Annotated in this window: 13 protein-coding genes; 6 read left to right on the forward strand and 7 right to left on the reverse strand. The window is 72.5% G+C overall.

The annotated features are described in order from the left end of the window. The first annotated feature begins 95 nt into the window (after positions 1 to 95). Entirely contained in the window at positions 96 to 3,038 is a 2,943-nt protein-coding gene (locus tag Vau01_RS23990; protein ID WP_308440481.1) for a glycoside hydrolase family 3 protein, read from the forward strand. Positions 3,039 to 3,042: 4 nt separating this feature from the next. Here Vau01_RS23990 and Vau01_RS23995 read toward each other — a convergent pair whose 3' ends face one another. The 6 genes from Vau01_RS23995 to Vau01_RS24020 form a co-directional block, all read right to left on the reverse strand. Next, a complete protein-coding gene (locus Vau01_RS23995; RefSeq protein ID WP_203996538.1) occupies positions 3,043 to 4,005 on the reverse strand; it encodes a transcriptional regulator in 963 nt (320 codons plus the stop codon). 28 nt (positions 4,006 to 4,033) lie between these two features. After that, the gene (locus Vau01_RS24000) at positions 4,034 to 4,462 is read right to left on the reverse strand and encodes a nuclear transport factor 2 family protein (protein WP_203996539.1); all 429 of its coding nucleotides are present in this window, start codon (positions 4,460 to 4,462) and stop codon (positions 4,034 to 4,036) included. Positions 4,463 to 4,557: 95 nt separating this feature from the next. Continuing rightward, positions 4,558 to 6,324 carry a sialidase family protein gene (locus tag Vau01_RS24005; RefSeq protein WP_203996540.1) on the reverse strand — a complete coding sequence of 589 codons (1,767 nt, stop codon included), beginning with the start codon at positions 6,322 to 6,324 and terminating at the stop codon, positions 4,558 to 4,560. 94 nt (positions 6,325 to 6,418) lie between these two features. After that, the gene (locus Vau01_RS24010; protein ID WP_203996541.1) at positions 6,419 to 6,961 is read right to left on the reverse strand and encodes a peptidoglycan-binding domain-containing protein; all 543 of its coding nucleotides are present in this window, start codon (positions 6,959 to 6,961) and stop codon (positions 6,419 to 6,421) included. 165 nt (positions 6,962 to 7,126) lie between these two features. After that, a complete protein-coding gene (locus tag Vau01_RS24015) occupies positions 7,127 to 8,011 on the reverse strand; it encodes a phosphopantetheine-binding protein (protein ID WP_203996542.1) in 885 nt (294 codons plus the stop codon). After that, positions 7,923 to 9,653, reverse strand: a complete 1,731-nt coding sequence (locus Vau01_RS24020) for an AMP-binding protein (RefSeq protein WP_203996543.1) — start codon at positions 9,651 to 9,653, stop codon at positions 7,923 to 7,925. Before Vau01_RS24020 ends, Vau01_RS24015 begins: the two co-directional genes overlap by 89 nt. A gap of 140 nt (positions 9,654 to 9,793) precedes the next feature. On the opposite strand from Vau01_RS24020, the gene Vau01_RS24025 reads away from it, so the two are divergent. After that, complete coding sequence (locus Vau01_RS24025) at positions 9,794 to 12,445, forward strand: helix-turn-helix domain-containing protein (RefSeq protein ID WP_203996545.1); 2,652 nt, start codon at positions 9,794 to 9,796, stop codon at positions 12,443 to 12,445. 13 nt (positions 12,446 to 12,458) lie between these two features. Here the strand turns inward: Vau01_RS24025 and Vau01_RS24030 are convergent, their stop codons facing one another. After that, a complete protein-coding gene (locus Vau01_RS24030; protein WP_203996546.1) occupies positions 12,459 to 13,649 on the reverse strand; it encodes a hypothetical protein in 1,191 nt (396 codons plus the stop codon). A 164-nt stretch (positions 13,650 to 13,813) separates the two neighbouring features. Between Vau01_RS24030 and Vau01_RS24035 the strand changes: the two genes are divergently transcribed. The 4 genes from Vau01_RS24035 to Vau01_RS24050 all read left to right on the forward strand — a co-directional run bounded on the left by Vau01_RS24035 (position 13,814) and on the right by Vau01_RS24050 (position 21,983). Next, a complete protein-coding gene (locus tag Vau01_RS24035; RefSeq protein ID WP_203996547.1) occupies positions 13,814 to 14,683 on the forward strand; it encodes a hypothetical protein in 870 nt (289 codons plus the stop codon). A gap of 83 nt (positions 14,684 to 14,766) precedes the next feature. Continuing rightward, positions 14,767 to 17,268 carry a hypothetical protein gene (locus Vau01_RS24040; protein WP_203996549.1) on the forward strand — a complete coding sequence of 834 codons (2,502 nt, stop codon included), beginning with the start codon at positions 14,767 to 14,769 and terminating at the stop codon, positions 17,266 to 17,268. Positions 17,269 to 17,272: 4 nt separating this feature from the next. After that, complete coding sequence (locus tag Vau01_RS24045) at positions 17,273 to 19,753, forward strand: hypothetical protein (protein WP_203996550.1); 2,481 nt, start codon at positions 17,273 to 17,275, stop codon at positions 19,751 to 19,753. A gap of 13 nt (positions 19,754 to 19,766) precedes the next feature. Further along, on the forward strand, positions 19,767 to 21,983 hold the full coding sequence (locus Vau01_RS24050) for a hypothetical protein (protein WP_203996552.1): 2,217 nt from the start codon (positions 19,767 to 19,769) through the stop codon (positions 21,981 to 21,983). Positions 21,984 to 21,990 lie beyond the last annotated feature (7 nt).

Raw genomic sequence — 21,990 nt, forward strand, 5'->3', positions numbered from 1 at the left:
ATCGCGATCTCTAAGCTTCGCGCATCGAAGCGGTTCGACGCCTCCCCACGCTTCGCCCGCCGTTTTGTGAGTTCGCGGTGCCGTGAGGAGAAGTCGTGGGACGAGTGCGTGTTGCGACCGTGCTTGTGCTGGCGTTGCTCGCGTCCCTGGGCGTGTCGGCCCGGGCCGCCGCGGCGCCGGCCTATCCGTTCCAGAACCCGCGCCTGCCGGTCGCCGTCCGGGTCGACGACCTCCTCGACCGGCTGACGCTCGACGAGAAGCTGTTGCTGCTGCACCAGAGCCAGTCGGCCATCCCGCGGCTGGGGATCCCGTACTTCAAGAACGGTACCGAGGCGCTGCACGGCGTCGGCTGGTCGAACAGCTACACCGACAACTGGAACCAGGTGCTCGCCGAGGGTACGGTCTTCCCCCAGGCGGTCGGCCTCGCCAGCACCTGGGATCCGGCGCTCATCAGGAAGGTCGGCGCGGCCGTCGGCGACGAGGTGCGCGGGTACAACTCGATCGACCCGGTGGTGTGGGGGACCCAGGTGTGGGCCCCGGTGGTGAACCTCCTGCGCGACCCGCGGTGGGGCCGCAACGAGGAGGGCTACTCGGAGGACCCGCTGCTGACCGGCGCCATCTCCACCGCCTACGGCAAGGGACTGCAGGGGGACCACCCCGTCTACCTGAAGACCGCACCGGTGCTCAAGCACTACCTCGCCTACAACAACGAGACGAACCGGCACACCAACTCGTCGAACCTGCCGCCACGGGTGAAGCACGAGTACGACGAGGCCGCGTTCCGGCCGGCGATCGCGGCCAACGCCGCAACCGGCGTGATGGGCTCGTACAACCTGGTCAACGGCCGCCCCACGCACGTCGACGCGGAACTGTACGCCACCGTCCGGTCGTGGACGAACAAGGAGCTGTACAACGTCAGCGACGCGTTCGGGCCGCAGGCGATCCGCGACCCCCAGCACTACTACGACACGTTGGACCAGGCCTATGCGGCGATGCTCCGGGCCGGTCTCGACAGCTTCACCATCGACGGCAGCGACAGCGCGCCGATGGTCGCCGAGCTGAAGTCCGCTCTGGCCAAGGGATTGCTCACCGAGGCCGACGTGGACCGGTCGGTGCGGCGGGCGTTGACGATCCGGATCCGGCTCGGCCAGCTCGACCCGGACGGCGGCCCGTACGGGCGGATCGGCGCCGACGTCATCGACAGCCCCGCCCACCGCGCCCTGAACCGGAAGACCGCCGCGGCGGCGATGGTCCTGCTGAAGAACAAGACCCTTCCATTGGACGCGGCCCGCACGAAGAAGATCGCGGTGATCGGACCGTTGCACGACCAACTGTTCAGCGACTGGTACGGCGGGAACATGCCGTACCAGGTGACCCCGCTCGACGGCATCAGGGAACGAGTCGGCGGACAAGGTGCGGTGACCGGCGTCGAAGGGCTGGACCGCGTCACCTTCCGGGACACCACGACCGGCCGCTACCTGACCGCGACCGGCACCGGCGGCGGCGACAACATCGTCGGGACGACCGCGCCGAGCCCCGCGTCACGGTGGGACGTCAACGACTGGATGGGCGACTACTCGACGCTGCGCAACGCCGACAACGGCCGTTACCTCACGGGGAACTTCGGGCCCTTCACCACCTCGTCGGAGCGGCCCACGGGCTGGTTCGTGCAGCAGCAGTTCCGGTTCGAGGCGCAGGCCGACGGCACCTACCTCATCGAGTACGTGGGGTACGAGACGCACGAGAGCTGGTACCCGTTCCGGGAGAACTTCGTGACGGTCACCGCCGACGGCACCGTCGGCACCGGCACGCGCGCACAGGCGTCCCGTTTCGCCCGTGACGTCGTCACCGACGGAGCCGCCGGCGCGGCCGCCGCCGCGCGCGGTGCGGACGCCGCGGTGGTCGTGGTCGGCAGCAACCCGTTCATCTACGGCCGGGAGAACCACGACCGCGCGAACACCGACCTCGGCGCGAGCCAGCAGGCCCTCATCGCCGCGGTCACCGCGGCGAACCCGAACACCGTCGTGGTGCTCGAGGACAGCTATCCGACCACAATGGACAGTCAGCCGGACACGCTCCTGTGGACCACCCACGCCGGATCGGAGACCGGGCACGCGCTCGCCGACGTCCTCTTCGGTGACCACAACCCGAGCGGCCGGCTCACCCAGACCTGGTACCGCTCCACCGCCGACCTGCCACCGGACCTGTTCAACTACGACATCATCAGCTCCGGACAGACCTACCTCTACAACCGGAGCGAGCCGCTCTACGCCTTCGGCCACGGCCTGTCCTACGCCACGTTCCGGTATTCGGACATCCGCGCCCGTACGGCCGGCGGCACGGTGACGGTCGACGTCGACGTGACGAACATCGGCCGGCGGGCCGGCGACGAGGTCGTGCAGCTCTACACGCACCAACGCACGTCCCGGGATCCGGTGCCGCTCAAGCAGCTCCGGGCCTTCGAGAAGGTGACGCTCAAACCCGGCCGGACGACGACGGTGCGGTTCACGGTGCCGGTCGCCGACCTCGCGCACTGGGACGTGACCCGCAGCCGGTGGGTCGTGGAGGCATCCGACTACGAGCTGCTCGTCGGCGCCTCGTCGGACGACATCCGGCAACGCGCCACCGTGCGCGTCGCCGGCGAGAAGATCCCACCCCGGGACCTGTCCCGGCCCACCCGCGCCGAGAACTTCGACGGATACGCCGGCGTACGGCTCGTCGACGAAAGCAAAATCACGGGGACGGCCGTGAGCGCGACCGCGCCGGGCGCCTGGATCCGGTTCGCCGGTGCCGACCTCGGCCGCCGGACGGGCACGTTCACCGCCACCACGGCCAAGGCCACCCCGGGCGCCGGCACGATCGAGATCCGCCTCGACTCCCCGACCGGACGCCTCGTCGGGACGGCCACCGTCGCCAGCACCTCCGACGTGTACACGTACGCCACCGCCACCGCACCCCTGACCGGCGCGACCGGCGCCCACGACGTCTACCTCGTGCTCGGCCCGGACCTCCGGCTCGCGACGTTCTCGATCACCTGACGGGCTACCCGGGGTCGCCGGCCTCAGCGGTGGTCTGGATCAGGCGGTCGCCGTCGGGGCTGCGGTAGTAGAGGACCGATCGGCCGGCGCGGCGGCGGCGCACGAGTCGGGCGTCCAGAAGGATTTTGAGGTGGTTGCCCACCGCGCCGAGGGCGAACCCGGTGACCGACACCAGATGCGTGGTGCTCATCGGGTTGTCCAGCAGGATGAGCACCGTCGCGCGGGCGGGGCCGATGAGGCGGCGGAGGGCGTCGGGCGCGGTGGGGCGGCCCTCGGCCAGCAGGCCGGTGCACGGGTAGACCACGGAGTACCGGTGCGGTTCCCGGAACCCTACCCAGCCGCGAGCGCTGGTGGTGGGGATGAACAGCAGGTGCCCGTCGGTGAGGTCGTGCGGGGGATAGTCGTAGGTGTTGATCTGCAGGCGTCCCTCGCCGAGCCAGCGCATGTTGGGCCGCATGTCGTCCAGGGCGGCCGCCCACCCGCTGGTGCTCAGCCGCCGGGTGCGGGCGATGATGTCGGCCTCGAAGGCCCGCTCGCGGCGCTGCCAGTCGGGTTCGACGGCCTCGGTCCACACCCAGTCGAGCACGGCGGCTATCCGGTCGGCCAGGTCCGGCACCTCCAACGCGGGGTCCTCGCCGGCGAGGTCGGCCCGCAGCGCGGCGGCCGACATGGTGCGGATGCGGCGCATCTCGTCGTCGTAGGTCCGCTCGTCGTCGGCCGGCGGGGCGCAGAGGAAGTCGGCCAGCCAGGTGGGGAGCAGGGCGCTCTTCAGGAACGCGCGGCCGATTGGGTCGTCGTCCATGCGGGCCCGGAACGCGGCCCGCAGCGGCCCCGGACGGGCCAGCTGGCCGGGACGGTGCGGGCGCAGGTCGGCGAGCATGCCCATCATCGCGATCGTCTCGGCCAGCGCCGACACGCGGAACCGGCTGCTGGCGAGGACGTCCGCGTCGATCAGCCAGATGCCCACGTTTCGCCTCCGCGCGAAACCCTATCCCTTACGCCGTGACCGCCGACGCGAAACACTTCGCGCCACGCTGCGTGTCCATGTACTCGCGGACCCGCCGGATCCGGCCCGCGTGCAGTTCGAAGATGAAGCAGTACTCGTTGTCGTAGCGGCCGCCGTTCGCGAGCGTGGCCCGCAGCCGCGTCTCCACGACGACGGTGTCGCCGTCGGCGTAGACGCCGCCGAAGTCGACCCGCACGTCGTCGACGAAGACGGTGCCGAACTCCTCGGTCAGGAACCGCACGATGCGGTCGCGCCCGACGAGGTGGTGGGTTCCGTCGAGGGCGCGGGCGGTGGCGTTGTCGGCGGGGGCGAGCCATTCGGCGTCGGGGGCGAAGACATCGCGGACCAGGTGCGGGTCCCGCGTGGCGAAGACCTTCCACGCGTTGAGGACGAGGTGCTTGTTCGACGCCGACGTCATGCGGTGACCTCCCGTAGCTCCGGATGTGCCGGAATTCTCGCGGGGGTCGCCGGGTGGGTCTGGCCACATCCGGCCAGACCCACCGCTCGTGATCGTCAGTGGAGGGCGTTCAGGGTTTGGGTGTAGACGTCCTGGTTGGGGGCGGTGACACCCGGTCGGCCGCGGAAGTCCGTCCAGCAGGGGTGGATCCGCAGGTCGACGCCCATCGCGATGGCCGAGTAGTCGCCGATGAACACGCCCTGGAGCTCGTTGCCGTCCTCGTCGAAGCCGACGAACTGGATCCGCGGGTCCGACGTCTGCGTGGTGATCCGGCGCACCGGCGCGCCGCCGACGCCCCGTCCCCAGCCCACCGAGTAGGCGTAGTCGAGGCCGACGCCGCGGGGGTCGTACCTGCGGGTGTAGTACGAGACCGCCACCCGGCCGGCGAAGGCCGCGACGGCGGGGAACACCTCGTCCTGCGCCGAGCCCACCCGCAGCGGCTCGCTCCAGCCGGTGCTGCCCTTGCGGGAGCCGACCACGAACACGTCGCCGTTGGTGCGCACGGAGCCCTCGTCGTCGTAGACGCCGTTGCGGTCGTCGGCCCAGGTGATCCAGAGCCGGTCGGTGAGCCAGTCGTAGGCCATCAGCGGGTAGCTGTTGAGCCGGAAGTTCTCGCCGGTGAGGGTCTCGGGGAAGTCGAAGTCGAGCGCGACCTCCTCGTTGCGGAACGTTCGGCCGCCGTCGCGGGACGTGGCCACCACGACCGCGTCGTGATCCTCGGGCGCGTCGCACGCAACGGTCTCGCACACCGATGCCTCGTACGCGACGTACAGCGTGCCGTCGCGGCCGACCTGCGGGTTGGAGCCCTGGTCGAACGGGGTGATCCCGCCCGCGAAGCCGGTCAGGGCCGGCGCGACCCGGCGCGCCTCCGACCAGGTGCGGCCGAAGTCGGTGGACTTCTTCATGACGATCGGGGACTCGAGGTACCCGCCCTCGGCGTCGAAGGTGAACTTCGTCCAGGTGACGTAGACCGTGCCGGTCCTCGGGTCGGCCGCGATCCACTCCTTGTCGTTGAACACCAGCGTCGGCGTGGGAGTTCCGGCGGCCGTCACGCCGTCGAGCTGGAGGACCGACGGCTCGCCCCACGTGCGTCCACCATCACGTGACACCGAGACGGCGAGCCCGCTGGCCTGTTGCGACCCGTCGGTCGGCACCGTGCGGCTGAACACCAGGTTGGCGTAGTAGACGGTGTTGTGCGGCCCGAACGAGATGGCCGGGTCGCCCGCACTGTCCATGTAGGACAGTGCGCCGGTGGCGCCGGTCTGGAACGTCAGGTGCGGCAACTGGACGTCGATCCAGGTGGCGCCGCCGTCGAAGGACGTGTACGCCCAGCCGGAGCCGTCGTTGCGGTTCTCCCGTGCGTTGAACACCCGGTAGTCGTTGCTGCCGGCCACCAGGTTGCGCGGGTTGATCGGGTTGACCGCGATCGTCGTCTCGTTCTGGGCGGCGCTGCAGCCCTGCTGGCTGCCGGCCTGCACGATCGTGTCACCGATGATCGTGTTCACGTTCGGGGCCGGGTTGCGGTACGGGTTCGGCCGGCCGATGAACTGCTGGCACAGCGCCGACTGGGTCGGCTCCGGGCCGCTCTCGCCTTCCTCCTCCTCGGCGAGCTTCTCCTTGAGCAGCTCGTTGGGCACGATGTGGTCGGGTTCCGCGGCCCGCGCCCGCGCCGCGCCGGTGGCGCGCCGCGGGTCGGTCGGGTCGGGCCGGTCGGCGGCCCCGCCGGGTTGTGCCGGGACCGGTGACGCGGTGAGCACCAGTGCGGCGAGCGTCGCCGCGGCGACGAACGCGGTGCCGCCTGGGCTGCGAAGGTAGCGGATCACCTGGACCTCCTCGTCGTGGACGGTGGCTACCTTCGCAGCAGACTCCGGATCCGTGTCGATCGATACCCTCGCCGGACCCTTGACCGGTCAGGCCTCAGACGAGCGGACGGCAGCCGACCCACTGACCGTTCTGGTAACCCGGCCAGAGCATGGCGTTCTTCGTCTGCGGACCGTAGTAGCCGTCGCGGGGGACGACGCCCTCGATCCGCTGTACCTCGGCGACGGCGGCGGCGGTGTTGCCGCCGTAGATCTTGTCGATGGGGCCCATGATGCGCGCGGCGCCCGGGTAGCAGTCGCGGATGGCCAGTTGCAGCTTGCCGACGGCGTTGCCCTGGTTGCCCGGGCCGAGCTGGCAGTTGCCGTTGCCGTCGGCGGTGGTGGGCACCCAGACGTCGATGGTGCTGTTCGGGAGGAAGTCGCGGAAGTCGGTGCAGGTCGCGAGCGACTCCAGCGCGTCAGCCGACGGCGCCGAGTACTTCGCCGCCTCCTCCGGCGACACCCAGGCGCCGTTCGCGGCGTCGGGTGCGGGGTCGGCGGGGGTGGCCACGGCCGGTGCGCCGGTGGCGGCGAGCGAGGTGATTCCGGCGGTCACGCCGGCGAGCGCCAGCAGTGACCGGCGGGTTGAACGGGTGAGCATGGTGCCTCCTGAAAGCGGGGTCGATAGGGGACGGAGAAGAGCGCGCCGGGTGGCGGCGGCGCCCGGGGGCCGGGCCGGTACGGGGTCATGCCGGGTCCCCACTCCGTGGTGACCCGCCCTGACCGGGAGGACTCTGCTTGACGATGCCCTCGCGCAAGCGCTCGGTCATGCGTCGGCACCGGAATCGCGGTAGATGGCGCACATGTACTGGTGCCAGGTGCGTCCGGCGTAGAAGAGGTGGTCGCGGAGCACGCCCTCGACCCGGAATAGGGTGCCCTCGCCGCTGCTGATCTGCGGCCAGTTGAAGCCGGGCACCTCCAGGTAGACCTTCACCAGCGGCAGGGTGTGGAACAGGTAGCGCACAAACATGCCGACCGTGCGGGCGGCGAGCCCCGATCCGGTGCAGGACGGGACGAACACCGCCCCGACGTGGACGAACCGGGTGGTCGGGTCGGCGCCGTAGGCGATCAGGTGCCCGACCGGCTGGTTGTCGTCGACGCGCCGGGCGACGTACTGGACCGCGATCTGGTCCCACATGCCGGCGGCGAAGCGGTCCAGCGACGGCGGGACGCCGCGGTAGCGCCACCGGAAACCGGTCTCCGGCGCGGCAGCGAGGCTGTACAGGAACCGGGTGTCGTCCGGCATGACCGGGTCGAGCCGGATCCCGTGCCCGGTCAGGCCGGGCGCGAGCGGGTCGGCTGCGGGTGGTCGCGGTGCCGGCAGATCGGTGACGCCCGGCAGCGCGCCCGCGGAACCACCGCCGACCACCGTCACGGACAGGCCGGGCCGGGTCGCCGTCTCCGCCAGGGCCAGCACGTCGGCGACCCTGGCCGGTCGGGACCGGTCGTCGGCGACGACGCCCCGGCCCTCCAGCCAGACCAGCACCCGCATCATGGCGAGGCTGTCCAGGCCCAGGTCGTCGGCGAGGCGGGCGTGATCGGCCAGCTCCACCGGGTCCACCTCAATGACCGCCGCGAGTTCCCGCCGCAACGTTTCGCGGCGGCCGGGCACCGATCGCGCCGGTTCGGGCTTCTGGGTGGTCAGGGTCATCGCGGTGTCCTTTCTGGACGGTCGGTTCGGCGTCGAGGTACCGGCGACGGGCCTCGGCGCGGCGCAGCTTGCCGGAGGTGGTTCTGGGCAGTCCGCCGGGCGGCAGCACGAGCACGCGGGCCGGACGCATCCCGGTCTCGCCGGTGACCGCGACGGTGACCGCGCGGATCACCTCGGCCCGGTCGGCGGTGCCGGCCCGCACGCGCGCCTCCACCGCCACCACGAGGTCGTCGCCGTGTTCGCCCGGCACCCCGAAGGCGACCGCCCCGCCCGGCCGCACGCCGGGCACCCCGTCGACGGCCGCCTCGATGTCCGGCGGGTACAGGTTGCGGCCGGCGGCGAACAGCACGTCCTTGCGCCGGCCGCACAGCACGAGGTCGCCCTCGGCGAGGTAGCCGAGATCGCCGGTGCGCAGCCACGAACCGGCGGGCGGTGCCGGCTCCCCCCGGTAGTGACCGACCACCGAGGCACCCGCGACCTCGACCTCGCCGACCACCCGCTCGTCGACGGGCGCGCCGCCGGCGGGGTCGACGATCCGCACCCGGACGCCCCGCACCGGCCGGCCCAGCCGGGTCAGCGTCCGGGGCCGCCCGTCCGGTCGCGGCGGCACCGCCCGGCCTTCGCGTTCGAGCCGGTCGGCGTCGACGACGTCGGTCTCCGGGCCGCGGCCGGCGGGCGCGCAGGTGACCGTCAGGGTCGCCTCGGCCAGCCCGTACGCGGGCCGCACCGCGGCGGGGTCCAGGCCGTACTGTGCCGCGGCCGCGGTGAACCGGGCCGTCGTCGTCGGGTCGACCGGTTCGCCGCCGGAGATCATCAGCCGCACCGACCGGAGGTCCACGTCCAGGCCCGCGGCCAGCAGCGGGGCGACCAGGCGGTACGCCGAGTTGGGACCGCCGGTGACGGTGCTGCGGTGGCGCGACACCTCGGTGAGCCACGTCGCCGGGCGCATGACGAACCGGGCCGGCGGCAGCAGCACCAGCGAGCAGCCGCTGGCCATCGGGTAGCAGAGGAACCCGATGAGGCCCATGTCGTGGTGCAGCGGCAGCCAGCTCAGCATCCGGTGCGGGTTTCGCGGGTCGTGGCCGATCATGTCGCGGATCGCGACGAGTTGGGCCGCGAGGTGCGCGTGGCGCACCGGCACGCCGCGCGGGAACCGGGTGGAGCCGCTGGTGTACTGCAGCACCGCCAGGTCGGCCGGCTCGGGCCGGCGCACCACCGCCGGCACGGCGTCCCGCGCGCGGGCGACAAGCTGAGACAGGGGTATCAACCCGGCGGGGCGCACCGCGTCGGCCCCGACGGCGGTCAGCCGGTCGTCGACGATCACCGGATCGAGGCCGGCGTCGGCGACGACCGGACCGAGCCGGTCGGCCGCCGCCCGCCCGGACGGCCGTGCGGACGGTGGGGGCAGCACGGTGACGCTCGCGCCCGCCAACCACACCGACTGCAGCGCGGCGACGAGGTGCGTGCTCGGCTCGCCGAGCAGTCCAACCCGGCTTCCGCGGCCGACTCCCGCCGCGGCCAGTACCGTCGCCATCCGGCGGGCGGAGTCGTGGAGCCGCGCCCAACCGACCGGATCGGCCCCGGCCACCGTCAGCGTTCCGGCGCCGCCGGCCCGGTCGAGAATGTCATCGACGATCGTCACGGCGTTCAATCTGGCCGACGCCGCCACCGTGAGACAGGAGGAACGCCCGGCGGCTCGACCGGCAGTTCGACCGGCAGGTTGGTGAGACCGATCGACGACAATCGAATCGCCTTCGATCGATGGGTGACCAGACTGGGGCAATGCTCGGCGCTGATGCTGATTTCGGGGCACTGCTCAGGCGCCTGAGAACCGCGACCCGGCTGACGCAGGAGGGGGTGGCGGCCGGGTCCGGGCTGAGCGTGCGGTCGATCCGGGAGATCGAGCGGGGCATCGTCCGCTACCCACGACCGGACTCGGTCCGCCGCCTCGCCGACGCGCTCGGGCTGGCCGGCGAGGAGCGGACCCGGTTCGAACGGCTGGCCCGCGCCGGCTACTGGACCGACCGGGCGCAACGCCTGTCACCGCAGGATCTGTCACCGCGGGATCTGTCACCGCAACCGCCGCCCGCGCCGGCGCTGCCGCCGAGGGCGGCGCAACTGCCGGCGTTGATCAGCGACTTCGTCGACCGCTCCGAACTCCTCGCCGGTCTCGACGGGATGCTGCCGGCCGTCGACTCCGCCGTGACGGTCGTGGTCGTCACCGGTGGCGGGGGCAGCGGCAAGACCACGCTGGCGGTGCGGTGGGCGCACGGGATCGCCCACCGGTTCCCGGCCGGGCAGCTGTACGTGGACCTGCGGGGCTTCTCGGCGGATCCGCCGCTGTCGCCCGCCAAGGCGTTGAGCCGCTTCATCTCCGCGCTGGGCCTGCCGCGCGAGCGGGTGCCGGCCGACGTCGCCGAGGCCGCCGCCGTGTACCGCTCGCTCGTCGCCGACCGGCCGGTCCTGGTGCTGCTGGACAACGCGGTGAGCGCCGAGCAGGTGGCGCCGCTGCTGCCCGGCTGCCCGGGAAGCGTGGTCGTGGTCACCAGCCGAGGCCCGCTCGACGGGCTCGTGATCAGCCACGGCGCGCGCCGGCTCACCGTCGGCGAACTCGGGCCGGACGAGGCGCTGGCGTTGCTGGGCCGGGTCATCGGCACCGCGCGGGTCGATGCCGAGCGGGCCGCCGCCGCCCGCCTGGTCGCCGCGTGCGGGCACCTGGCGCTCGCCGTCCGGATCGCGGCGGCGCGGATGCTGATGCGGCCCGACCGGTCGATCGGGCGCTACACCGCCGAGTTCACGGCCGGGAACCGCCTCGACGCGCTGGAATGCGACGACGCGGCCGTCCGGCGCACGTTCCTGCACTCCTACCGGCGGCTCGACGACGGGTCCCGGACGGTGTTCCGGCGGCTGAGCCTGATCGCCGGACCGTCGTTCACGCTGGCGGCGACCGAGGCGGTGTCCGGCCTGTCGCGCCGGGCGGCGGGCGCGGCCCTCGACCGGCTGACGGCGAGCCATCTGGTCGAGCGGGTCGGGGAGGACCGCTTCCGGTTCCACGACCTGCTCCGGCGCTACGCCCGCGAGCGCTGCGACGCCGAGGAGTCGGTGGCATCCCGGGAGGCGGTCCGCTCGGCGCTCCTCGGGTGGCAGGTCTCGCACGTGCGGGCGGCGGCCGCGGTGCTGTACCCGCGGAAGACGCAGCTGCCGGAGCTGGCGAATCCGGGCTGGCCCGAGGCGGTCTTCGCCGACCGGCAGGCCGGTCTCGACTGGCTCGACGCCGAGGAGGCCAACCTCGTCGCCGCGATCCGGTCCTACGCCGACGAGGGCCCGCGGCGGGCGGTCTGGCTCCTCGGCTACGCGTTGCGGGGATACTTCGACCTGCGCGGGTCGAGCGGCGACTGGCTGGCGGTGGCGACCCTGGCCGTCGACGCCGCCACCCGCGACAGCGGGCTGTACGCGCGCGCCTCGGCCGAACTCAGCCTGGCGACCGCGCTCACGTCGGTCGGTCGTAAGAGCGCCGCCATCGCGCACGCACTGCGGTCGCTGGCGTTCAGCCACGAGGCCGGCTGGGACGAGGGTGAGGCCACCGCCTGCGGCACGCTGGGTTCGCTGTACATCGGCAGCGCCGCCGTCGGCGCCGCGGCCGGGTACCTCAACCGCGGGATGGACATCTTCCGCCGGCTGGGGAACCTGGCCGGTGAGGCCAACGCGCTGGACAACCTGTGCACGGCACACATCACGCTGGGCAACCTGGAGTCGGCGGCCGAGGGCCTGCGCCAGGCGCTGGACCTCTACCGGCGGGCCGACCTGTCGAGCGGCGAGGGGCACGCGCTCACCCGGTTGGCGGAACTGCACTGGGCGTTCGACCAGGACCGGACGGCGCGCCGCCACGCCAACCGGGCGTTGACGGCGTACCGCAGCGCCGGGCACCTCGTCGGTGAGGGGTACGCCCGGGTCACGTTGGCCGTCAACGCTCCCGACGGCGCCCTCGGCGGCGCGATCCGCCAGGCCAACCACGCCCTCGACGGCATCCGGCGGGCCGGCGACCGCCTGTACGAGACGAAGGCGTTGAACTGCCTCGGAAACCTGTACCGCCGCGCCGGCGACGCGCCCGCCGCGCACGCGACGTACACCCGGTCGCTGGAACTGGCCCGGGCCATCGACGACCCGCACCAGGCGGCCGTGATCCTGGTGGGGCTGGCGCAGGTCGCCGGCGCCGACCGGTCCGCCGACCACCTCGACGAGGCCGCCGACATCGCGCGCGTCCACGGCTTCCGGGTGGTGTCGGCCGACGTGCACGCGGCCCGCGCCCGGGCCCTGCTCGCGCGCGGCGAGCGGGCGGCGGGTACGGCGGTGGCCCGGCAGGCGGCGGACCTGTACCGGGCCACCGGCAACGCCCGCGGTGCCCGGCACGCGCGGGAACTGCTGGCGCCGTAGCGTCCACTGTGGACTATCGTGGCGTGGACAGCAGGTGACCCACGATCTTCGTCGTCGTCCGGGTCAGGCGGTCCTGGTCCTCGTTCCCGGCCAGGACCTGCCGGAGCCGGTCGAGGTCGCGGAACTCCATGACGTCGTGGGCGTCGCGGGTGTCGGCGACCGACCGGATGGCGCCGACCAACCGCTCCAGCAGGGCGAAGTAGCCGCGGACGGTCTCCTCCGCGTCGGGCAGTTGATCCGGCCGGTACTGCGTGAGCACCTGCGCGTAGGAGCTCAGGGCCATCACGAGCAGGTCGAGCCGTTCCAGGCCCACGGCGGTGGCGACGGTGGAGAACAGCAGCCGCGTCTGCATGTCGCGCGGCATCGGGCTTCCGCGGTCGGCCAGCGAGTTGAGGTAGTCGAACAGGAAGAACGCGTTGGCGGCGACCCGTTCCCGGCGGTCGCCCTGCAACCACGGAACCGTTGCGGGGAACGGGAACGGGGCGGCACGGGGCGGTTTCGGCGTGGCGCCGCGCATCCGGGTGAGGGCCGCCGCGTCCAGGGGCTGCTGTGCTCCGGTGGGGTGGGTGAAGTAGGTGTCGCCGAGTCGCCGGGATCCTTCGATCATCGCCAGTTCCGCGTGCAGGCCGGGGCCGAGGATCGGGTTGCGCACGACGATGAACGACGCGGCGGGGACGAGCGTGGCGACCGCCCGGTACCAGTCGGAGCCCAGGTCGATCGCGAAACTGTTCGGTGCCGCGGCCTCCGCACCGGAGAACACGGCGATCAGCGACTCGGACGTTCCGGGGTTGCGCACCAGCACCACCGGAACCGGGGCGATCGCGGTGGCCAGGTCGACCCGGGTGCGGTACTCGTCCAGGTCCGCCTCGTGGCCCACACCGCTGCCCGCGAACGGGTGTTCCTTGAACGAGAAACCGCGCAGGAACAACACGAATCCCCGCCGGCCGGCGGCGACGTCGCGCAGCAACGCCGTGCTGCGGGCGGCGTTCGCGTACTTGTCGGTGAGGGTCTCGAACATGAGCGCGAACCGCCCGGCACGGTCACGTTCGAGCTTCGTCCGCGCGGTGGCGTCGGACAGCACCAGCCCGGCGGGGTCCACCGCAGCGCCGTCGGGAGTGTCGACGAGACGGTCGAGCACCGCCCTGGCGTCGGTCTCCGCTTCGCCGATCAGGGTGTTGAGCAACTGCGGCATGAAGTAGTCCACCGTCGTCCTCCGCGTCGACGCCAGCCGTCGACGCTTCCGGCCGGCGGCGCCGATGTCAGTCGGATCGGCGGGTTCCGGACAGTCGGATCTGGGACGCCGCGGTCGACACGCGGGCCGGGTTGGTTCTGTATGGACGCCGGAGGAGCATGAATCCGATCCGCGCGATGCTGCACAGGAACGCGCTCAGCCGGTCCGCGCCGCGGGGTCGGCTGCTGGTGGTTGCCGGCCGGGGGCTCGGCGTGGTGGGTCTGTGCGTGTTCTTTCTCGCCCTGGGGATCGCGTCGATCCGGACGCACGGCGAGAGCCTGGGGGAGGGGGTCGTCGCTTTCGGCGTCGCCGCCGGGATCGGTGGTGCCGTCGCGGGATTCCTCACCGTGGTCGGCGCGGCGTTCAGCGCATTGGGGCGGCGGCATCTGGCCGCCGGTGCCGAGGCGCTGATGCGACGCGACGAGCGCCCACCGGTGCTGTACCTGCGCCCGTTCACGCTGGATCCGGTGGCCGGCGAGGTCCGGGTCCGACAGCCGTTCATGTCCCGCGGACACACCGAGGAAGAGGAGATCGTCGACGCGTTCGCCGCGATCGGTCCGGTCATCGCCATCGGCCGGCCGGGCGAGGAACTGCCGCCCACGGGCGCCGCGCGGATGTACGTCTCGATGGCGGACTGGCAACGCGTCGTCCTGGACCTGATGGCCCGGGCCCGCCTGGTGGTTCTCGGCGGCGCGTACGGGGAGGGCTTCCTCTGGGAGCTCAGGCACGCGGTCGCGCGGGTTCCACCGTCGGCTCTCGTCCTGCTGATCCCGTTCGAGCCCGGACCGTACGAGGAGTTCCGCCGGATGGCGGGTCCCCTGTTTCCGCGGTCGTTGCCGGACTATCCGCCGTTACGGGCGCGGGTGCAACGGCAGATCACGGGTGTCGTCTATTTCGCCGACGACTGGACCGGATACTTCCTCCGTCTCGACGCCACCACCGACAGCCGGCCGGCGGTGGTTCTGGGGCCGCTGATCGCACACGTCCGGGGAATCGTCGGAGATTAGACAGCGTAAGTCTCCCGTTGGATGGATTGACCGGCCCATGGCGCACAGGGAACATTGCCCCGGCCGGACCCGAGGAGGCACCTGTGCCCGAGCGAGACCGAACGGTCGTCCTGTCCGAACGTCCCGTCGGCCCCGGGTTTCCGGACCGTGACCGGCCCGGGATCGACCGCGAACCCGGTATTCCACCGCAACGGCTCGACGTGCCGTTCACCGACGACCCGGTGGCCGACGGCGCCACCATCTTCCGCGATCCGATGGACCCGACGGTGCGCTATTTCGTGCCCGTGTACCGGGTCGCGGAGCGTCAGGTGGGTGGCGCCGCGCGGTACGAGATCGCGCTCCGACCCGACGGTGCGGTCTGGCAGTTCAGCGTGGTGCTTTCCGCCGGCCGGCCGGACACCGCGCCGCCGGAGACGCGTCCGATCGCCCACGACGTCGCCGTCCGCCTGGTGTACGACCGCAAGGTCGACGGCGGCGGAACGCTGTCCGAGTCGCTCGACCTGACGGTGCGCCGCACCGACGAGGGGCTCGTGGCGAGCCGGGAGATCGGCACGCTGGCCGGGCGCGACGCCGTGTTCCACGCGCTCACCCGGCCCGAGGCGCACCCGCGGCTGGTCGTCTCGCGGGTGGTGCGGGCGGCGGTCCGTCAGGTTTCCCCGCCGCCCCCGCGCGCGGTCATCGACCTGCTCGAACTGTCGCCCCGCGCCCGGTGGAACGGCGCCCGGCTCACCGACCCGAGCGGCAACTCCACCGACGGCGCCGACCTGCCGTTCAACGGCGGCGAGGGCGACGCGCGCGGGTTCGTGATCCTCAGCGACACCATGCCGATGGAGGACGGCACCCGGCGGCGCGCCCTGCGCACGCACCCGAAATGGGTTCCCAACGGCACGATCAAGGGCTGGCACCCCGACGTCCCGCTGCCGGCGGGTGCGGTGTTCGAGGCCGACGTGGGTTTCGTCAACGGCGCGGTGCACACCGACGGCGTCCAGTTCATCGTGTTCGAACACCACTTCGTCGGCACCCGGCGCACCTGGAACGAGGTGCTCAGATACAACAAGAGATACACCGGTGCCCTCGACCACGTGCGGGTCGACCTGAGTGCGCTCGCCGGGCGCGAGGTCGGCATCGAGCTCCGGGTCGACGCCGGGCCGAGTTCGGCGCAGGACTGGGCGGCCTGGATCGGTCCGCGCATCGTGGGCGCGAACCCCGGCCCACCGCCGCCGCGCTACATCGTCGGCGCCTTCGATCTGGCCCAGGACAACGTGTTCCCGGTGCCGTTCTTCGACCCCGACCTGCATCCGTACATCTTCACCGGAATCGGCGGGGTGGGAACGCCGCCGCCGCTGCTGACCCGGCACACCGTGGTGTACCGCGGCGTCCCGTACGACTACTACGAGCAGGCCGACGTGCCGGGGCAGTTCCTCTACCTGCCCGACGCGTTCAAGCTGGGCCGGCGCACCACCGCGCCGTTCACGCCCGCGCTGCTGGTGACGTTCTCCACGCCCGACGGCCGCACCGAGACGCTCACGGCCGCCCTCAGCTACGTCCTGTATCCGGTCGTCGACACCGAGCGGTTGGCCGCCGCCGCGCCGGCGTTGCGCGCCGCCGTTCCGTTGCTGCCGCCCGACGTCGAGGTGCGGTTCGACCACGTGCGGGTCCGGGCCGACCAGCTGAGCCTGCGCCTCGCGCTGCCCCGACCGGGCGGCGGCGTGGTCCGGGAGGAGCGCCCGGGGGTGGTGTCGGCGCTCGACCGCGAGATCACCGACACCGTCGTGCTCGACATGAAGCCGTTCCAGGCCGTTTTCAACGCGATGATGGGCAGCGGCGCGGCGGGCCTGTTCTCCGGCGAGGTGCTGGTTTCCGTGCAGCCGCAGGAGAACTTCGTCGTGCCGGTCGTCGCGCGGCTGGCCGACCTCACCGGCCGGGTCTTCGAGGAGACGCAGCAGCGGCTCGGGCCGGGCCGGGTGCAGGTGACGTTGCGGAACCGGGCCGAGAGCCCGGCGCGGGTGCCGTCGTTGACGTGCCGCCTGACCGGCGCGGGCAGCGGTATGCCCGTCGACATGGCCGCCGAGGTGACCGGGTTCCGCGTCGGTGACGCCGATGCGGTGCTGCCGGCCGTGGTACCGCCGAACGGCGTCCTGAGCTTCGTGGCGTCGGCCCAGACGGCGGCGCCCGACCTCGTCGCGGTCTACGACCTCGGTGGCGTCACCGTGGAGCCCGACCGGGAACGCGTCCTCGACGCGATCGTCGACCAGGCGGTGCCGCCGCCGCTGCACCGCACCCTGGCCGTGACGATCTTCCGCGACATCTTCGACCGCAACGCCGACCTGCGCCGCCTCGTCGTCGAGTTCTCCACCGAGGCGACGCTGGAGTTCGGCCGGGCCGACTTCCCGACCGGCGTCACCGAGTCGTCCAAGACGATCGACCTCGCGGTGCGCCTGCGCGACCTGTTGAGCGAGACGGGCGGCGGGACCGACTACCGGTACCGGGTGCGGGCCATCGGCGCGCTCGGGGAGATCGGGGCGACCGAGTGGTATCCGGTCGAGTTCCCGTTGTTCCCCAAGCTCACGTCGATCCCGGCCTAGTCCGATGCCGTCGCTGCCCGACACCGGCCAGCCCGTGAGCGGGGAGAACCTGACCCTCTACCCGCCGGCCGACGGGATCGGCCCGTACACCGCCGTCCCCGACCGCCTCGAACTCGCGGTGCGACCCGACGGCACGCCCGACCTCCGGCTGGAACTGGTGCGCAGCTTCGGCGTCGAGCAGCTCCGGTACGGCGTCCTCGACCTGCGCGTGTACGCCGCCGCCGACCTCGACTCCGCGGCCCGGGTGCTGGCCGCCACGGGTCGCGCCGGCCCGGTGGAGAGCGCGGCGTGGCAGCAGGGCGCGGTCCGGTTCGCGGTGCCGGGCCTGGCGGTGTCGGCGCCGCAGACACTGATCGGTGACGGGCTGGGCGGCGTCCGGTGCACGCAGGTGATCGACGCCGACGCGGCCGTGGCGGTCGACGCGCTGCTGTCCTCCGACGCGGGAGCGCTCGCGGTGGTGGCCGAGGTCGAGCTGCTGGCCGCGCCACCACGGATGCCGGCGACGGTCACGTTCGTCCCCGCCGACCTGCTGGCCGCCCTCGGCCCGGGCCGGCACGGCTGGGCCGAGCTGCCCGGCGACGCGGGCCTGTTCACGGTCGACGGCGACATCGCGGACGCCGAACTGTTCGCGCTCGCGCTCGCCGCCCGGATCCGGGCCGCCTACGGCGAGTTCGCCACCGACCCGGACTCGCCCGGCCGGTCGAGCCTGACGCTGCGCCCGCCGACCGACGACGACCGGACGCCGCTGACGTGGGACCTGCGCCGGACGGTGATCGCGCCGCATCCGGTGGTGCTCCGGCTCGACCTGGCCGCGGCGTTCGTCGGCCACGACGTCGACGCCCTGCGCCGCTTCGTCGACGTGCCGCCGCTGCGCACCGGGTTCCGGCAGGTCGTCGTCACCGGCAACCTGCCGCCCGATCGGACGGGTGCGGTGCTCGGCGTGCGGCTGCGGAAGGCGGCGACCGCCGACCGGCCGGTGCCGGTCGACGAGTTCGTGCGGCTCGCACCGCCGGAGGACCGGGCCACCGCGGTCATCCAGCTGTCGCCGGCCGAGGCACCCGACCTCGACATCAGCACGGTCGCGCATCTCCAGCACGACGATGCCGGCACGGTCGAGGGCCGGGCGTGGACGAGCGACGACCGGTCGGTGCTCGTCGGTCCGGCGGACTTTGCGGTGCGGTTCCTGGCGTTCGGCGCGACGCCGGCCGTCCTGGACCAGGCCGACGTCGACGGAACGGTGACCTGGCGGGCGGCGGACGGGCCGCGGGAGTGGACGTTCCGCCTCGACGGCGCGCACCCCGGCCGGACCCTCGTGCTGCCGCGCGACGCCGAGGTGCTCGCGACGACCGTGGTGGCCTCGCGCGGCGGCCGGACGGTCACGGTCGCGCTGCCCGTGCCGATGCCGGACCGGCTCGCCCGCCACCACTTCCCGCACTTCGGCGCGAACGCGGTGGTCGTCCGGTGCCGGTTCGCCGCCGGGGCGGCGCGGCTGTTCGCCGAGTTCCGGCCCGAGGGCGCGGCCGAAATCGAGGCGACCCGGCTGGGCTTCACACCGGAGCGGCCGGAGGCGACCTACCGCTGGTTCAGCGACTCCATCTTCGCCACCGGGTACCGGTACCGGTTGATCGCGCCGTCCGGGGAACCAGGCCCGTGGTCCGGCGTCCAGCCACCGGACCGGGCCCTCGACCTCACCGCGGAAGGACAGCCGATGACCATCGAGGTGTCCGGGGTGCGCTTCTTCCGCGACCGGGACGATCCGGCGCGGGCCTACTTCGACCTGGGGCCGCCCGACGCGGTCCGCACGGCCGGCGGCCGCGTGCAGGTCTGGATCCGCGAGGCGCCGGGCCGCCTGATGCTGCAGCTGACGGCGTGCCTGCAGCCCACCACGGCCCGGATCGAGGAGCTGCGCCCCGCCGTGGCGGCCCGGCTGGGGCTGGCCGACCCCGCACTGCTCAAGCTGGCACCCCGACCGGGCCGCGTCGGCCCCGCCCGACTCCTGATGGATGCCGACGTCCTCGCCTCCGGCCGCCCGGCGTCGACCCCGCCGTTCACCGCCATGCTCCCCGCGACGGTGGAGGGCACGGCCGCCGACCGCGTGCGGGCGGCCGTGCGCGGCGAGCGCGGCAACCTCGCCGTCGGCTACGCGGTGGCGTTCGAGGACCCGGTCCGGGTCACCGTCGTGTGTGCCGGCGACGTGGCGGCGGCGCTTCCGCACCTCGGACCCGACGCCGCGGCCGGCGTGCAGAAGCTGCTCGCCGACGGCGTGCTGACCCTCACCTGTTCCGCCGACCCCGAACCGGCGCCGCCCGAGGTGTGCGAACACCTCACCGGGCGGGCCGTGGCGACCGCCGCGCAGATGCTGGGCGCCCTCCTCGCCGCCGACGGTCGCGGCGAGACGCGACTGCACGTCGAGCTGAGCGAGACCGCACACATCACCACCACGGTCGACCTGCGGGCCGACGTCGCCGACTGGATGACCGCCTGAGAGGGGACCTCCCATGCTCGACTCGTTCCGCGCCCAGACACTTCACGGCGCGACCGTGCACCCCGACGACGACCCCGACCGGTGGCACGTCTACTACCTGCGGCCGAGCGAACCCACCTGGCGGGTCAACGCGCGGGGCATCCCGCAGCTGCTGTTCCTCATCTACCGCACGCCGGTCGACCGGCCGGGCGGGCGCAAGGGCGGGTACGTCGCGTTCGACACCGAGTTCTACGTGCCCGACGCCACGCGGGCGCTGATCCGGACGGCCCTGCAGGCGCAGACCGACGCGTTCGCGACCGCAAACGGCCGGCAGCCGCGACCGGTGCAACTCGACGACATCGCGATCACCAGCGCCCGGTGTTTCCTGAACATCGCCGACGCCGACTCGCTGTTCTTCGAGCGGGTGCTGAACCCGGCCCGGCCGTCGAGGTTCGGTAAGCGGGTCGCCAGCTGGACGGTGGAGCTGAGCCCCGACGGCGCGGCGCTCGTCGACGAGGCGCTGCGCGGGCAGGGCGCGTCGGTCTTCCAGCCCGTCTACGAGATCGAGTGGTTCGCCGCGCTGCCGCCGTTGGAGGTCACCGCGACGTTCAACGCGTCGACCTTCTACGCGTTCACCGAGACGCGCGACGCCGACTGGAACTTCTGGGGCGAGGACGACTACCGCCACAGCATCAGCGAGAGCCTGCGCCAGTCGCAGTCGACGGTGATCGACGTCAAGGGCGCGTTCCTCGACAACGAGGCCAACCGGGCCGTGGTCGACAAGGCGCGCGACTGGGCGCAACGCACGCTGGAGAAGGCGATCGAGAAGCGGATCCTGCTGAAGGCCGCGCCGCCGTCGGACGAGGACCGCAAGGAACCGGACGGCATCGAGGACCTGCGGATCGACTTCCACCAGCACCAGATCGACTCGTTCTCCGTCCTGTACCGGGAGAAGTCGCTGGTGACCGACCGCGACACCGTGTCGGGGACCATGCCCGCGCTGGACGGCCTGACCGACGTCGACGGGCGACCGATCGACCCGGACACGCTGATCCGACGGGTCGACCTGAACCACGAGTTCTTCCGGACGTTGCGGGTCAACGTCCACGTCGACGCCGACTTCGCCGGGCTGCCGATCCACTCGGTCGAGACGCGGCTCGACTACGCGGGAAAGCCGATGCTGCTGATGGACGGCGACGGCGTGGCCGGCGACGTCGACGGCGAGTTCCGGTTCACCGAGGCCGACGCGGTCGGCCGGTTCGTCGCACCCGTCGACGGGCCGCAGGACACGTACACCTACAGCTACACGGTCAACTACCGCAACGAGAGCCGGAAGCTGGAGGCCGGCCCGTTCGAGACGCCGGTCTCCAACACCATCCAGACGATCAGCGTCGGCGACGCCGGCATCCTCGACGTCAAGGTGCTCGCCGGCGACATCGACTTCACCGCCATCGCCAGCGCCCGGGTGACCCTGTGGTACGAGGACACCGACGTGCCCCGGTTCGAGAACTCGTTCGAGCTCGACCGCGACCACCAGGCCCACCGCTGGCAGAAGGTCATCTTCGGCCCCCGGCGGAAGCCGTACGGGTACCGCGTCAAGTACACGTTCGCCGACGGGCGCGAGTACACCCGCGAGGTCGGCCCGGAGCGCACCGACGAGCTGTACGTCGACGACATCTTCCACACCCGGCGGGTGGCCGTCCGGGCGCGGAGCGACCTGGCCAACCACGTCAGCGACATCAACGTCGACCTCGTGTGGTCCGACGCGGAGCACGCCTACCGCGTCGAGAAGTCGATCACGCTCAACGCCACGAACCCGTTCTTCGACTGGACGTTCCCGGTGATCACCGGCTCCACCGGCAAGCTGACGTACACGGAACGGACCGTGCTGCGCGACCGGTCCGAGATCGTGGAACCGGAGCGGGAGGCGACCGGCTCGACGATCGTGGTCGGCCCGCCCCGCCCCGACGAGATCGTCGTCGAGGTCTTCCCCGACCTGCTGGACTTCCAGAAGGTGCGGCTGGTCAAGGTCGACCTCGTGTACGACGACGGGGCCGGCGTGCACAAGCAGGACAGCCTCGTCTTCCGCGGCCCCGGCAACCCGCAGGTGTTCCGGGTGACGCTGCGCAACCCGGCGAAGCGCTCGTACACCTGGACCGCCACCTACTTCATGACCAACAACGCGAAGCACACGGTCGGCCCGAACGTCGACGACACCGAGGCCCTGATTCTCGAGATGCCCGTCAGCTGACGGGGGA

This window comes from Virgisporangium aurantiacum, assembly GCF_016863635.1.
Lineage (GTDB): Bacteria > Actinomycetota > Actinomycetes > Mycobacteriales > Micromonosporaceae > Virgisporangium > Virgisporangium aurantiacum.

Bases quoted from the DNA above. Each gene is read 5' to 3' on its own strand.
- Vau01_RS24000 (WP_203996539.1), bottom strand. From the start codon at position 4,462: ATGACGTCGGCGTCGAACAAGCACCTCGTCCTCAACGCGTGGAAGGTC.
- Vau01_RS24010 (WP_203996541.1), bottom strand. From the start codon at position 6,961: ATGCTCACCCGTTCAACCCGCCGGTCACTGCTGGCGCTCGCCGGCGTG.
- Vau01_RS24015 (WP_203996542.1), bottom strand. From the start codon at position 8,011: ATGACCCTGACCACCCAGAAGCCCGAACCGGCGCGATCGGTGCCCGGC.
- Vau01_RS24025 (WP_203996545.1), top strand. From the start codon at position 9,794: ATGCTCGGCGCTGATGCTGATTTCGGGGCACTGCTCAGGCGCCTGAGA.
- Vau01_RS24035 (WP_203996547.1), top strand. From the start codon at position 13,814: ATGCTGCACAGGAACGCGCTCAGCCGGTCCGCGCCGCGGGGTCGGCTG.
- Vau01_RS24045 (WP_203996550.1), top strand. From the start codon at position 17,273: ATGCCGTCGCTGCCCGACACCGGCCAGCCCGTGAGCGGGGAGAACCTG.
- Vau01_RS24050 (WP_203996552.1), top strand. From the start codon at position 19,767: ATGCTCGACTCGTTCCGCGCCCAGACACTTCACGGCGCGACCGTGCAC.